General features: G+C 55.5%; 11 protein-coding genes. 9 read left to right on the top strand and 2 right to left on the bottom strand.

Annotated elements, in window-relative coordinates:
* The first annotated feature begins 185 nt into the window (after positions 1-185).
* From hemW to CHB83_RS08350, 4 genes are all read left to right on the top strand, one after another.
* A complete protein-coding gene (gene hemW / locus CHB83_RS08365; RefSeq protein WP_089332543.1) occupies positions 186-1,361 on the top strand; it encodes a radical SAM family heme chaperone HemW in 1,176 nt (391 codons plus the stop codon).
* An 81-nt stretch (positions 1,362-1,442) separates the two neighbouring features.
* Positions 1,443-1,934, top strand: coding sequence for a hypothetical protein (locus CHB83_RS08360; protein WP_143437051.1), 492 nt, complete (start codon positions 1,443-1,445; stop codon positions 1,932-1,934).
* Between the two features lie 71 nt (positions 1,935-2,005).
* Positions 2,006-2,689, top strand: coding sequence for an alpha/beta fold hydrolase (locus CHB83_RS08355; RefSeq protein WP_089332283.1), 684 nt, complete (start codon positions 2,006-2,008; stop codon positions 2,687-2,689).
* 47 nt (positions 2,690-2,736) lie between these two features.
* Positions 2,737-3,507 carry a cyclase family protein gene (locus CHB83_RS08350; protein WP_045687468.1) on the top strand — a complete coding sequence of 257 codons (771 nt, stop codon included), beginning with the start codon at positions 2,737-2,739 and terminating at the stop codon, positions 3,505-3,507.
* Positions 3,508-3,646: 139 nt separating this feature from the next.
* On the opposite strand, the gene rpmA is transcribed toward CHB83_RS08350, so the two are convergent.
* Together rpmA and rplU are read right to left on the bottom strand one after the other, a co-directional pair.
* On the bottom strand, positions 3,647-3,940 hold the full coding sequence (gene rpmA, locus CHB83_RS08345) for a 50S ribosomal protein L27 (protein ID WP_045687469.1): 294 nt from the start codon (positions 3,938-3,940) through the stop codon (positions 3,647-3,649).
* Positions 3,941-4,039: 99 nt separating this feature from the next.
* Positions 4,040-4,345 (bottom strand): 50S ribosomal protein L21, encoded by a 306-nt coding sequence (rplU, locus tag CHB83_RS08340; protein ID WP_045687470.1) that lies wholly within the window; start codon positions 4,343-4,345, stop codon positions 4,040-4,042.
* A 478-nt stretch (positions 4,346-4,823) separates the two neighbouring features.
* On the opposite strand from rplU, the gene CHB83_RS08335 reads away from it, so the two are divergent.
* The 5 genes from CHB83_RS08335 (at position 4,824) to CHB83_RS08315 (ending at position 13,272) form a co-directional block, all read left to right on the top strand.
* Entirely contained in the window at positions 4,824-5,786 is a 963-nt protein-coding gene (locus CHB83_RS08335; RefSeq protein WP_072144860.1) for a ribonucleoside-diphosphate reductase small subunit, read from the top strand.
* A 219-nt stretch (positions 5,787-6,005) separates the two neighbouring features.
* On the top strand, positions 6,006-6,935 hold the full coding sequence (locus CHB83_RS08330; RefSeq protein ID WP_245855307.1) for a DUF6624 domain-containing protein: 930 nt from the start codon (positions 6,006-6,008) through the stop codon (positions 6,933-6,935).
* A gap of 332 nt (positions 6,936-7,267) precedes the next feature.
* Positions 7,268-8,734 carry a Gfo/Idh/MocA family protein gene (locus CHB83_RS08325; RefSeq protein ID WP_045687471.1) on the top strand — a complete coding sequence of 489 codons (1,467 nt, stop codon included), beginning with the start codon at positions 7,268-7,270 and terminating at the stop codon, positions 8,732-8,734.
* A 388-nt stretch (positions 8,735-9,122) separates the two neighbouring features.
* A complete protein-coding gene (locus tag CHB83_RS08320; protein WP_089332282.1) occupies positions 9,123-11,504 on the top strand; it encodes a ribonucleoside-diphosphate reductase subunit alpha in 2,382 nt (793 codons plus the stop codon).
* Between the two features lie 1,189 nt (positions 11,505-12,693).
* The gene (locus tag CHB83_RS08315; protein ID WP_089332281.1) at positions 12,694-13,272 is read left to right on the top strand and encodes a glycosyl-4,4'-diaponeurosporenoate acyltransferase CrtO family protein; all 579 of its coding nucleotides are present in this window, start codon (positions 12,694-12,696) and stop codon (positions 13,270-13,272) included.
* The last annotated feature ends 27 nt before the right edge of the window (positions 13,273-13,299 follow it).

The raw sequence follows: 13,299 nt of genomic DNA, 5'->3' as shown, positions 1-13,299 counted from the left end.
AGGCCTTGCTGTAGGCAGTAGCTCAGCAAAAGCAACTTCCGCTGGTGTTTCAGGTGTTATGTGTAAACCCTGTTCGCCACCTTTACCAACGGACGGGGCTTGCTATTACTGGCGAAACTGCCACTCACTACCGTATGCGCTGGCCGCCACCTATCCAGGGCCGGCTTCTGTTTTTTGCTTTCCTCATGTCCGGCCTTTACCTCCATATTCCCTTTTGCAAGCAGGCATGCCACTACTGCGACTTCCACTTTAGTACCTCCTTGGGGCTGAAGGGCAGCGTAGTGGAGGCCGTGGTGCGGGAGCTAGCATTGCGCCATGCCTACTTAGGACCACATGCGGTGCTCAACACCATTTACTTTGGTGGAGGCACTCCCTCACTGCTTTCGGCTGCCGAGCTGGATGCTCTGTTTGCGGCTATTCATAAGCACTTTGCGGTAGCCCCCGATGCCGAGATTACCCTGGAGGCCAACCCCGACGATCTGACACCACCCAAGCTGCGGGAGTTGGCGGCTTCCCCCATCAACCGCCTCAGCATTGGGCTGCAAAGCTTCCACGAGCCTCACTTGCGGCTTATGAATCGGGCCCACTCCGCTCAAGAGTCGACGGTAGCGGTGCAGCAAGCCCAGGCCGCGGGCTTCGAGAATATCTCGGTGGACTTAATTTATGGAGTGCCAGCCCCCGATCACCGCATCTGGGCGCAGGATATGGCGGCCGCCTTCGCCCTGGAGGTGCCTCACCTGTCTTGCTACGCCCTCACCATTGAGCCCGGTACCGTGTTTGGTCGGCAGGCAAAGAAAGGCCGCTTCTTGCCCCCACCCGATGAGTTTGTAGCTCAGCAGTTTGAAATGCTTCTGGAGCAAATGCAGCGCCACAGCTACCAGCAGTACGAAATCAGTAACTTCTGCCAGCCCGGCCGCGAGTCGCGCCACAACTCGGCGTACTGGCAGGGCGTGCCCTACCTGGGTTTGGGTCCTAGTGCCCATTCCTTTGATGGTCACAACCGGCAGTACACCGTCGCCAACAACCACCAGTATGTGCAGGCCGTGCTGGAGCAGGGCCACGTGCCAGCTACTATAGAACACCTGACTACCTTAGATCGGGCCAACGAGTACCTGATGACCAGCCTCCGTACGGCTCAGGGGTGCAACCTCACCTACCTGCGCGACACCCTCGGGGTAGACTTACACCAACAGCACTCCGTGTATTTGCGGGAGCTGCACCGTACCGGGTTAGCAGAGCTCACCCCTAGCATCCTACGCCTCACCAACCGGGGCAAGCTACTAGCAGATCATATCACCCTAGAATTATTTCAGAGCTCAGATTCGGCAACGACAGGCAGTAGTACGCCCGTAAACTCCTAATTTCCCCTCCGGGAGGCACCTTTCTTCTATTCACACCTGCACTTTTCGCCCCCGGCCTGCTACCTAATCTGCTGCTAGTATATGAGAAGATTGATTGACGCCTTGGCTGATGATACTGATTTCTTTGTGGAACAGGTGCAGCTTACGGCCATTGTCTTCGACAACTCGGACGACGTAACTATCTGGGCTACTACCCTTTTCGATCAGGAGCTGCACTTCTTCCACCTGGGCTTGCCGTTTCAGCAGCTCGACCTACTCCTGCGCTTAGCCGGAGCCCGCGCCGAGTCGGTGCAGGAAGACGTAGCCGATGCCCTGGCTACCGTCACGGAGTGGCCCTGCCTACTCGAATACAACACAGAGGCGAACCCGCCCGTGGCCTTGCCCAACGTGGCCCTAAAACTTTCCTGTACCTATCCGGCCGACGGTCCCTTCGGCGACGAGGATGAGGAAGACGACGAGGAATCATTCGGCATTAGCCTCGACGCCGATAGCGAAGAGGCTGAAGAATACGAATCTGGCCAACCGCATAACATCTTCTACTTGGAAGACGTGTTTTTGCGCATTGAGCCCTGAGCCATTCGTACAGTTCGCCTTTGCCGCTACTGCGCACCTATTTTTAGCTGTTACTACTAGCCAGACCTGCCGTGTTCTACCTCATTCCGGGCCTAGGCGCCGACGAGCGGGTGTTTCAGAACCTGCTACCCCTGCTGCGGGGCAAAACGCAGGTACTGCTCTGGCTTACCCCCGAGCCCAACGAAACCCTACCTCACTATGCTGCCCGCATGGCAGCTATCATTCCACCGGAGCAGAAAGGCATCATCGTGGGTGTGTCGTTCGGGGGCGTGGTGGCTTTAGAAATCACCCGAACGCACCCTGGCCTACGCACCGTACTTATCAGCAGTATTCCCGATGCAAGTTGTTTGCCTCCCTTGCTGCGCCTTATCCGAGCTACCGGGGTATACCGCTTGTTTCCTCCCCAGTGGCTTAAGCTATTTCCCAGGGCTGGACAGTGGTACTTTGGCGTAAAGCAGCGCGAGTACTCCTTGTTCAAGGAAATCCTGCGCGACATGGAGCCCGTGTATACCCGGTGGGCCATTCACCGCCTGCTGCACTGGGACAGCACAGGCGTGGGACGTAGCATCCAGATTCTAGGCACCGAAGACCGAGTATTTCCGCCCGGTCCCACACCCGTTGAGCATCTAATCCGCGGCGGGGGCCACTTCATGGTGATTAGCCACGCCCTCGAAATCAGCCAGATTCTAAACCAACTGCTAGAAGAAGACCAAGCTTTGCTGGCAGAGGCCCCTGCCCAGCCCCCTGCTACCTAGTACTGCTTTTAACCGGCTTCTACTAGTTGATTTCACACGCCCGCTCCATGCTTGCTACCTATCCCTACCAAGGCCACACCTACTCCTTCGACCCCAGTACCCCGCTCGACATCTCCCTGCCCCTAGCGCCCGGCGAGCAGCAAGTAAATTGCTTCTGGGCCGAGCCGGTGCAGTTTGATGTAATTCGGGTGGGAAGCTTTGTGGGTAGCGTGGCCGAGGGTGGTAGCACCAATTACAAGCGCGTGCACCTGACCCCACACGGCAATGGCACCCATACCGAGTGCTACGGACATATCTCGCCCGCACCTGAGGCTACTTTGGACCGCTGCCTGCGGCGGTTTCTGTTCGTAGCTCGGCTAGTAAGCGTGCAGCCCCGCGTGCTGGCCAATGGCGACGCGGTAGTACTACTGGAAGACGTACGCCAAGAGTTGGCCAAGAACCAAACAGAGACCTTCTGTCCTGAAGCGCTTATCCTGCGCACCTTACCCAACGACGATGCTAAGCGCAGCCGGCAGTACTCTGGCACCAACCCTACCTATCTGGAGCCTGCTGTAGCACACTACCTCGTGGCGCAAGGTATTGAGCACCTGCTACTCGACTTGCCCAGCGTAGACCGGGAAGAAGACGGGGGCGAGCTATTAGCACATCATGCCTTCTGGCAGTACCCTTACGCTACCCGTCATGCGGCTACCATCACTGAGCTCATCTTCGTGCCCGATACGGTAGCGGATGGCCTGTATCTGCTGAATCTGCAAGTCACTAGCTTAGTCCTGGACGCCAGTCCTAGCAAGCCGGTACTATACGCCTTACAGCCCTAGTTGGCTTTTATATAAGCTAAGATACTACAGCCCTACAAGCCTGCTGAAACAGATTCCCACGTAATGCGAAAAGGGGACCGCCCTAATGGGCGGTCCCCTTTGCTCAAAATTCCGGTTAATCCCGGAAGTTCTATTGGTGCTACTCGGCCGAAACAGCTACTGCTTCTACCTCTTCCACACCAGCCGGAACTACCGATACGAACGAACGGTCTTTGCGGCCTTTGCGGAACTGCACCGTGCCGTCGATCATAGCGAACAGCGTGTGGTCCTTGCCGATACCCACGTTCTGGCCGGGGTGGTGCTTGGTACCGCGCTGACGCACGATGATGTTGCCGGCGATGATGTCTTGACCACCGAAAATTTTCACGCCGAGACGCTTGCTATGCGATTCACGACCGTTGTTGGAGCTACCTACGCCTTTCTTGTGTGCCATGGTATTGTTGAGTTGAGAGTTATTAGTTGCCTGTCGCCAGTTCAGTGTTGCCGAATCTTACGCAGACTAGCAACTGGCAACATAAAACAGGCAGCTCAATTACCCGATGCTGTTGATCAGTACTTTAGTGAACTGCTGACGGTGACCGTTCAGCTTCTTGTAGCCCTTACGGCGCTTCTTCTTAAATACCAACACCTTGTCGCCCTTTACGTGAGCAAGGATGGTACCGGTTACGGTTACGTCCAGCTCAGGAGCTCCAATGGTGAGGGTTCCGTTATCATCGGTCAGCAGGGCTTTGCCCAGCTCTACGGTGTCGCCGACGTTGCCAGCCAAACGGTGGGCGTATACAAATTTATTGGCTTCGACCTTGGTCTGCTTCCCGGCTATGTTGACAATTGCGTACATCGGCGTCTTCGCGGTTTCTGAAAAATGGAAGGCAAAAGTAGAAGTATGATTTTACAAATCCAAACCCTAACTCATTAAACCTCATTGCTCCCGCTTCTGCATCTGTGCCACAAGCTTTCACAAACACCTAAGCAGGAACGCGCCAGCGGGTACGCGAATAGAATTTTTGTGGATAACCACAATTGTCCACAGGCAAAATGTGGATAACTTTTATTCATATGCCCTACTTTTATCTTTTCCACACTGATTTATCGGGGTTGGCTAATGCTCACCTGCTTAGCGGCATAGCCAAAAATTAACACACAAAAAATGGTGGGGCGGGGTCCTGCTTCCCCGAAGCGGGGCCTATCTTTGGCTTCCTGTCCGAAGTACCGTCGGGCTACACGGTCGCAAACAAACCCGGCGGACCGGGGTTAGAACTGCCGCCCCCATTGGGGCCTCCCTATCCTTCTCTCGTATCAACTTTTACCCTGTTGCCATGGAACCTCTGCTCACCGAGAACCCCAACCGCTTCGTCCTCTTCCCAATCCAGCACAATGATGTGTGGCAGATGTACAAGAAGGCCGAGGCCTCTTTCTGGACGGCCGAGGAAATTGACCTCTCTCAGGACCAAAAGGACTGGGAAAACCTCAATGAAGGCGAACGTCACTTCATCAGCCACGTGCTGGCCTTCTTCGCGGCCTCCGATGGTATCGTAAACGAAAACTTGGCCGTGAATTTCATGCAGGAAGTGCAGATGGCTGAGGCTCGCTGCTTCTACGGCTTCCAGGTGATGATGGAAAACATCCACTCGGAAACGTACTCTCTGCTGATTGATACCTACATCAAAGACCCCAAGCAGAAAGACTACCTCTTCAATGCCCTGGAAACGGTACCAGCCGTTGCGAAGAAGGGTGAGTGGGCCATCAAGTGGATTAACTCGGAGAACTTCACCGAGCGCCTGATTGCCTTTGCCGCCGTGGAAGGTATTTTTTTCTCGGGCTCGTTCTGCTCAATCTTCTGGCTGAAAAAGCGGGGCTTGATGCCCGGCCTGACCTTCTCCAATGAGCTCATCAGCCGCGACGAAGGGCTGCACTGCGACTTTGCCTGCTTGCTCTACAAAGACCACTTGCAGAACAAGTTGCCCGAAAGCCGCGTGCACGAAATCATCCGCGACGCAGTCACTATTGAGCAGGAATTCGTGACCGACGCGCTGCCCGTAAACTTGATTGGCATGAACGCCCAACTCATGTCGCAGTACATTGAGTTTGTGGCCGACCGCCTGCTGGATGCCCTGGGCTACAGCAAAATTTACGGGGCGTCTAACCCCTTCGACTTCATGGAAATGATTTCGTTGCAGGGCAAAACCAACTTCTTCGAGAAGCGCGTGGGCGAGTACCAGAAAGCTGGGGTTATGAGTGAGCGGACTTCTAATGCCTTCTCCCTCGACGAGGATTTTTAATTGGCTAGCTGTGGGGCAAGTCTGAGGAGTAGCTCGTAGTACACGCAGTGCATTAGACAGCTGGATGCCACCAATGTAAGGGGGCGCTAATCATATGATTGGCGCCCCCTTTCGCGTTCATAGTAAAATCGTATTATTACCGCGGCAGCACGTAGTAGCTGCCCATTAATATTTTGACAGTCTGCCCTTTATTTCCACAATTTATACGCTCTGTACCCTATGAAAAAGGTCACTATTCTTCTGGCCACCTTCCTGCTGAGTAGCAGCCTCGCCTTTGCCCAAAGCGAGTTCAGAAAGCTAAACCAGCAAGCCGCTGATGCCTACGAGGCGAAGAATTATAAGAGTTCGGGTATGCTCTACGACCAAGCTTTCAAGCAAGCCAAGGCCCAACCGAGCAGCGCGGACCTGTACAACGCCGCGTGCAGCTGGTCCCAGGCCGGCGACGCTACCAAAGCCTTTCAGTACCTTGATAAAGCTACCGCGGCCGGCTGGGAAAACGTGGCCCACGTGAAGCAGGACACCGATCTAACGGCCCTGCACACCGACAAGCGCTGGCAGCCCATGCTCACGAAGCTACAGGCCAGCGTAGCCAAGATAGAGGCCAACTACAACAAGCCCCTTAAGCAGCAGCTCGACTCCATTCACGCCCTGGACCAGGGCGGGCGGATGAAATATGATGCCATTGAAAAACAGTACGGCATGAAGTCCCCGGAGATGACGGCGCTCTGGAAGGAAATAGAAGCTACTGATGCGCATAACCTGCAACGCATCACAAAGCTGCTGGATACGCACGGATGGCCGACCAAAGCTGAGGTAGGGAACACCGGTACTACAACCGTATTCCTTGTGATTCAGCACTCTAACTTACCCGTTATGGAGAAGTATTTCCCCATGGCTAAACAGGCGGCCGAGCGGGGCGACTTGTCGAAATCGGCTCTGGCGCTGTTACAGGATCGTATTCTAATCGGACAGGGCAAGCCGCAGATCTATGGCAGCCAACTCCACACCGATTCTGCCACGGGCAAAACTGTATTCTCCCCCATTGAAGATGAAGCCCACGTAGATGAGCGCCGCGCCGCCATCGGAATGGAACCCTTAGCCAGCTACGCCAAGCGCTTTGGACTAGTATACACGCCGCCTGCGCAATAAAGCACCAACCTAACCAGCCCTAACGGTTGCTACACGGAAATGCTATTCACCAACTGCTCGTGCGCCACCTACCGGCGCGGCACCACCGCGGAGCTCTAGTGGCTAGGGCTACCGATGTGGTCGTTGGCTAGCAGTGGTGTTTGAGGCGCGGAAGGTAATACGGCCTGTTAGTGAGGGGCTTGCTACTCTACTACTTGAAACCAAGGGCCTGGGCAAACTCGCTGAAATTTGTACCTTCTGGCCTCTGATATGACAGGCGCATTCTACTTACTCGGAATGATACGCCAACGTGCTTACCTGCTCCAACTTACTTCCCTCTAATACGTCCCACCATGTCTGAAAACAAGCTTGAAAATCCACCCCCTGTTGTTTCACGCCGAGAGTTCATCACCAAAAGCGCAGTAGCGGCGGCTGGCATTATGATTGTACCCCGCTTTGTGCTGGGCGGTAAGGGCTACACGGCCCCTAGCGACCAGCTAGTAATTGCAGGTGTGGGCGTGGGCGGCAAAGGTGAAAGTGACCTGGCCAGCTTCTTTAAAAGCGGCAAAGCCCGCATTGGCTACCTCTGCGATGTGGACGACCGTCGCGCGGCTAAATCCGTCCAGTCTTTTCCTCAGGCCAAATACTACAAAGACTGGCGTCAGCTCTTCGACAAGGAAGCCAAGAACTTTGATGCCGTTTCCGTATCGACGCCCGACCACAACCACGCCAACGTAACCCTAGCCGCCATGCAGCTGGGCAAGCACGTGTACGTACAAAAACCCCTTACCCACGACATTTACGAGGCCCGGGTACTGACGGAGGCCGCCCGCAAGTACAAGGTAGTGACGCAGATGGGAAACCAGGGTGCCTCCAACGATGGCGTGCGACAGCTGCGGGAGTGGTACGATGCCAAGCTTATCGGGGATGTGGATACGGTGTATTGCTGGACCGACCGCCCCGTATGGCCACAGGGCATTCCGTGGTCTTCCACGCCGGGTAAGGTGCCCGCCGAACTAGATTGGGACTTGTGGCTAGGGTCGGCACCGCACACTGCTTATATTGATAAGCTGGTGCCCTTCAACTGGCGCGGGTGGTGGGAGTACGGCACCGGGGCCCTCGGCGACATGGGCTGCCACCTGCTGGAGGCTCCCTTCCGAGTTTTGGATTTGCAGTACCCCACGGCCGTGCAGGCTAGCGTGGGCAGCGTGTATGTCGATGAGTTCAAGCGCGGCTACTTCCCCGAGAGCTGTCCGCCTTCTAGCCACGTCATACTCACCTTCCCCAAAACCTCGAAAACCAAGCACGACGTGACGGTACATTGGATGGATGGAGGCATTCAGCCTGAACGGCCCGCCGAACTAGGCTCCAACGAGTTGTTTGGCGATGGAGGCAACGGCATTCTGTTCGTGGGCAAGAAAGGCAAGATGATGGCTAGCACCTATTCTGCCAACCCGCAGCTGCTACCCCTTTCCCGTACCAGCAAAGTGAAGGTGAAGCCCACACTGGCCCGCGTGCCGGGTGGGGCTGATGGTCACTATGCGCAATGGGTGGAGGCGTGCTTGGCCGGTTATGGCAATAAAGAGGTAAGCTCCCCCTTCGAGCTGGCCGGGCCGCTTACGGAGGCGCTACTGGTAGCTAACCTGGCTATCCGGGGCTACGATGTCCGTCACGCCAATGCGGCAGGCAACGGCTTCACGTACCCAGGCCGCAACCTGAAACTGGACTGGGACGCCCGCCAAATGAAGGTAACCAACTGGGACGAGGCCAACCGCTTCGTGAAGCGGGAATACCGCCAAGGCTGGACCCTGGGAGTATAATCACGCAATCCAGCCGCGGGGCAAAACCCGCTCTATCCATCGGCGCCCAGTTCAACAAGGTTGTTGAGCTGGGCGCCGATGTGCTTGTGTACGCTTGACCGCCTCCTACCGACAATACCACTTCTGGCGGAATTCAGCAACCTTATTTCTAACCATTTTAGTTAGCTATATAGCAGCCCTCGAATTACAAAAACGCGTTGATTGTCAGCATGTTAAGCTTATGTGGAAAACTTCTAGAGAGAAGGTTTGTCCTGAGATTCCAGGACGGATATATTCGGAACCGTTGACCCTGCCACCTGGCGCGGTAACGCCCCGTATTTCGCCCGACAGCTTCGACCGGCTTCACCCGGTCTTTCCATATCCCAACACCCTTCTACCTGCTACGCCTATGTTGGTAATCAAACGCGACGGCCGCCGCGAGTCCGTGAAATTCGATAAAGTCACGGCTCGCATTGAGAAGCTCTGCTACGGGCTCAATATGATGTACGTGTCGCCCATTGAGGTGGCCAAGAAGGTTATCGACGGCATTTACGACGGCGTAACCACAATAGAGCTCGACAACCTGGCGGCCGAAACTGCGGCTTCGCTCACGACCAAGCACCCCGATTATGCTATTCTGGCGGCGCGCATTGCCGTGAGCAATCTGCACAAGGTGACCAGCAAGTCGTTCAGCAGCACTATGAAGCGGCTGCATACCTATGAGGACCCCAAGACCGGCGAAAACGCTTCCCTCATTGCTCAGGATGTGTGGGAAATCGTGCACGCCCACGCCGCCACCCTCGACTCGGCCATCATCTACGACCGGGACTATAACTACGACTACTTTGGCTTCAAGACCCTGGAGCGCTCCTACCTGCTGCGCCTCGATGGCAAGGTGGTAGAGCGGCCCCAGCACATGCTGATGCGCGTGGCCGTGGGTATTCACAAGCACGACATCAACGCCGCCATCGAAACCTATAACTTGATGAGCGAGCGGTGGTTTACCCACGCCACGCCTACCCTCTTCAACGCCGGTACGCCCAAGCCCCAGCTCAGCTCGTGCTTCCTGCTCACGATGAAGGACGACTCCATTGAGGGCATTTACGACACGCTGAAGAACTGCGCCCTGATTTCGCAGAGCGCAGGCGGTATTGGCCTGGCCGTACACAACGTGCGCGCCACGGGCTCCTACATCAAAGGCACCAATGGTACTTCCAACGGCCTTGTGCCCATGCTGAAGGTGTTCAACGACACGGCCCGCTACGTGGACCAGGGCGGCGGGAAGCGCAAGGGCGCTTTCGCTATGTATCTGGAACCCTGGCACGCCGATATTTTTGACTTCCTGGACTTGAAGAAGAACCACGGTAAGGAGGAAATGCGCGCCCGTGACTTGTTCTATGCCCTCTGGACGCCCGACCTGTTCATGAAGCGCGTGGAAGCCAACGGCGACTGGACGCTGATGTGCCCCAACGAGTGCCCCGGCCTCGATGAGTGCTACGGCGAGGAGTTTGAGCGCCTCTACCAGAAGTATGAGCGCGAAGGCCGTGGCCGCAAAACCATCAAGGCCCAGGACCTGTGGTTTGCCATCTTGGAAAGCCAGACCGAGACCGGCACGCCCTACATGCTGTTCAAGGACGCTGCCAACAACAAGAGCAACCAGAAGAACCTCGGTACCATCAAGAGCTCCAACCTCTGCACCGAGATTATGGAGTATACCGACAAGGACGAGGTAGCCGTGTGCAACCTGGCTTCCTTGGCCCTGCCCCGCTACGTGCGCCCCGACGAAGCTGGCAACCTGATCTTCGACCACCAGAAGCTGTACGAGGTAACCTACCACGCCACGATGAACCTCAACAAGGTCATCGACATCAACTACTACCCCGTGGTAGAGGCTGAGCGTAGCAACCGCCGCCACCGCCCCATCGGGCTGGGCGTGCAGGGCCTGGCCGATACGTTCATTGCCCTGCGCATGCCCTTCGAGAGCGACGAAGCCAGCGGCCTGAACAAGGACATCTTCGAGACCATCTACTTCGCGGCCATGACGGCCTCTAAGGACCTCGCCATCAAGGACGGCCACTACGAGACCTTCCCCGGCTCCCCCCTAAGCAAGGGCCAGTTCCAGTTTGATCTGTGGGGCGTAACGCCCGACTCCGGCCGCTGGGATTGGGAAACGCTGCGCGCCCAAGTAGTAGAACACGGTGTACGCAACTCTCTGCTGGTAGCCCCCATGCCTACAGCCTCTACGGCCCAGATCCTAGGGAATAACGAGTCGTTTGAGCCGTACACCTCCAACATTTATGTACGCCGCGTGCTAAGCGGAGAGTTCATGGTGGTAAACAAGCATCTGCTCAAAGACCTGGTGAAGCTGGGCCTGTGGAACGAGCAGATGAAAAATGCCATCATTGCCGCTAACGGCTCGGTGCAGGACATCCCGAACATTCCCCAGAACATCAAGGACCTGTACAAGACGGTGTGGGAGATTTCGCAGCGCCGCATTATTGATATGTCGGCCGACCGGGGCGCGTACATCTGCCAGAGCCAGAGCCTGAACCTGCACGTGCTGAACGTGAACTTCGGCAAGCTCACCAGCATGCACTTCCACTCCTGGAAGAAGGGTCTGAAAACCGGCATGTACTACCTGCGCACCAAAGCAGCCGTGGATGCCATCAAGTTCACGGTGCAAAAGCAAGCCGCCGAGACCCTGGAGCCGCTGAACGTATCGGCCCAGAACGCCTCCGACATGGCCTGCTCCCTGGATAACCCAGACGCCTGCGAGGCCTGCGGTTCGTAGTTTTGAAACGATGGGCAGGGAGCTTTCCCTGCCCATTTTTCTATCCACTCTAATTGTGACTAGATGAGAGCATAGCATTCGAGAGTCATAGCTCCAGCGGCGTCCTATGACTGAGATGCGACTAAACAAAAAAGAGGCACCGCGCCAACGGTAACCTCTTCTTTTGGGAGGAGCAAGACGCCCCTATTTCCAAACCTCCATCTGTACTTTATGCGCCCTGGAAAGCCAAGTAACAGTCCGAAGTTTGGTAAGAAAATTTCCTTTCGTGACTTATGCTCCAATCTTCTTCTCGGATTAGGAGTTATAAGAGAACTGGAAAAAGCATTTGATGATTGGGGTTACCTTTTGAAACCCTACACTCACTTGCTTCTTACCACACTAAACAGCTGGTTTCTGTAGATAGTTATCTTACCAGCTTGAAGGAGCCAGAGCCTATGTGTTCTGGCTCCTTCTTTTTTAAAGTAACTCTGAAACCTGGATTCAGAGCAAATTTTTACGATTGTAAATTTTGAGAAAGCCCTTAACGCTGTTGTAATGCAGATACGCTAACGCTGATTGAGAGATGATGGAATGTTGAAATCGTGTTTTTTATTTCGTCTCTGTTGCTAATGCATTGTCAGGATGTACCCCCACATTACCCCGGGCTTCCCAGAAGCTACTGAAGAACGGGCATAGTTGCATTTTGCTCTCTAGTCCCTCCTTCCTACATAACTTTTGCACAAGCAAGCGCAACATCTACTACCAGTTCACGACCTATCCTACTTGACACGGTTTTATATATAGTGTTTTTACACTTCTCTATTCCTTATGAAATACAAGCTACCCCCTCGCTATTGCTGGGTCTGACGCTGGTCCTTACCGCTGGCTGTGATAAAGATGATCGGGAGCAGACGCCCGAGCCTGCCGTTGCCTATAGCTGATCTATTGTATACCAAGACCACGGCCCGCACCGGGATACCACGTTTCAGGTCCCGCAATCGGAGGGGTTTGTCACTGAAACACCCCAAACTCATCCGTGGGCATGGAGCCTACTAGCGGTACCGGGGTGTACTACCTGCCGCGCTTTCCAAATAACATTTTAGATTACGGAAAGGAAGAGTTTGAAGGCCGTTTAGCGACCGGTTTACAGCCGGTTGAGCAAGTTCGAGGACGATTGAGGCTTGGCTAGCAGCCATTATATTAGGCTATTATGCTGCCTACCCCAAAGGAATCTGCTGTGCCATCGTTGGCGGTGCTGGCGTTCTACAACGCTGTGCCGTCGGTGGTATGGTCGGGGTTGAGTTTGGGGCCGCTGGTAGTGTTTTGCTACCAGCACATGGCGCGGCCGTGGCTGGTAGGCCTGCTGGGGCTGAGTTTGCTGGCGTATGCAGTGCCTCGGAGTTGGTTTCGATACTGGCAGTTGAGTAGGGTGCCAGCCATGTATCGGCGGTTGGGGGTGCCGGTTGTCAACTGGCTGGCGCAGGACGGGGCACTGGTGCATGCGCTGGTCCGACGGCGCTATCCGCGCTACCGCCGGCTGAAAACCCGCCGGTCGGTAGCGGCGTTAGTGGCCAACAGCTACCATATGGAGCGGTTTCACATAGCTGCGCTGCTGTTCTTTTGGTTTGTCAGCGGGTATGCCGCAGTGCAGAACCAGTGGGCTTGGGCGGGGGTACTAACAGTACTCAACATTGGGTATAACCTGTACCCCGTCTGGCTGCAACAGTACCTGCGGCTGCGGTTGGCTCCCGTTGCGGCGCGGTCTATGAAACCAACCCCACCCAGCTAGAGGTGTAGCTGCGTAACTATATCTGCG

Source organism: Hymenobacter mucosus, assembly GCF_900188255.1.
Classification (GTDB): Bacteria; Bacteroidota; Bacteroidia; order Cytophagales; family Hymenobacteraceae; genus Hymenobacter; species Hymenobacter mucosus.
Note: the sequence above shows the minus strand (reverse complement) of the source record. Positions and strands in the feature narration are given on the sequence as shown.

Coding starts and splice junctions, on each gene's coding strand:
- hemW (WP_089332543.1), top strand. CDS start 186: ATGTCCGGCCTTTACCTCCATATTCCCTTTTGCAAGCAGGCATGCCAC.
- CHB83_RS08360 (WP_143437051.1), top strand. CDS start 1,443: ATGAGAAGATTGATTGACGCCTTGGCTGATGATACTGATTTCTTTGTG.
- CHB83_RS08350 (WP_045687468.1), top strand. CDS start 2,737: ATGCTTGCTACCTATCCCTACCAAGGCCACACCTACTCCTTCGACCCC.
- rpmA (WP_045687469.1), bottom strand. CDS start 3,940: ATGGCACACAAGAAAGGCGTAGGTAGCTCCAACAACGGTCGTGAATCG.
- rplU (WP_045687470.1), bottom strand. CDS start 4,345: ATGTACGCAATTGTCAACATAGCCGGGAAGCAGACCAAGGTCGAAGCC.
- CHB83_RS08335 (WP_072144860.1), top strand. CDS start 4,824: ATGGAACCTCTGCTCACCGAGAACCCCAACCGCTTCGTCCTCTTCCCA.
- CHB83_RS08330 (WP_245855307.1), top strand. CDS start 6,006: ATGAAAAAGGTCACTATTCTTCTGGCCACCTTCCTGCTGAGTAGCAGC.
- CHB83_RS08325 (WP_045687471.1), top strand. CDS start 7,268: ATGTCTGAAAACAAGCTTGAAAATCCACCCCCTGTTGTTTCACGCCGA.
- CHB83_RS08320 (WP_089332282.1), top strand. CDS start 9,123: ATGTTGGTAATCAAACGCGACGGCCGCCGCGAGTCCGTGAAATTCGAT.
- CHB83_RS08315 (WP_089332281.1), top strand. CDS start 12,694: ATGCTGCCTACCCCAAAGGAATCTGCTGTGCCATCGTTGGCGGTGCTG.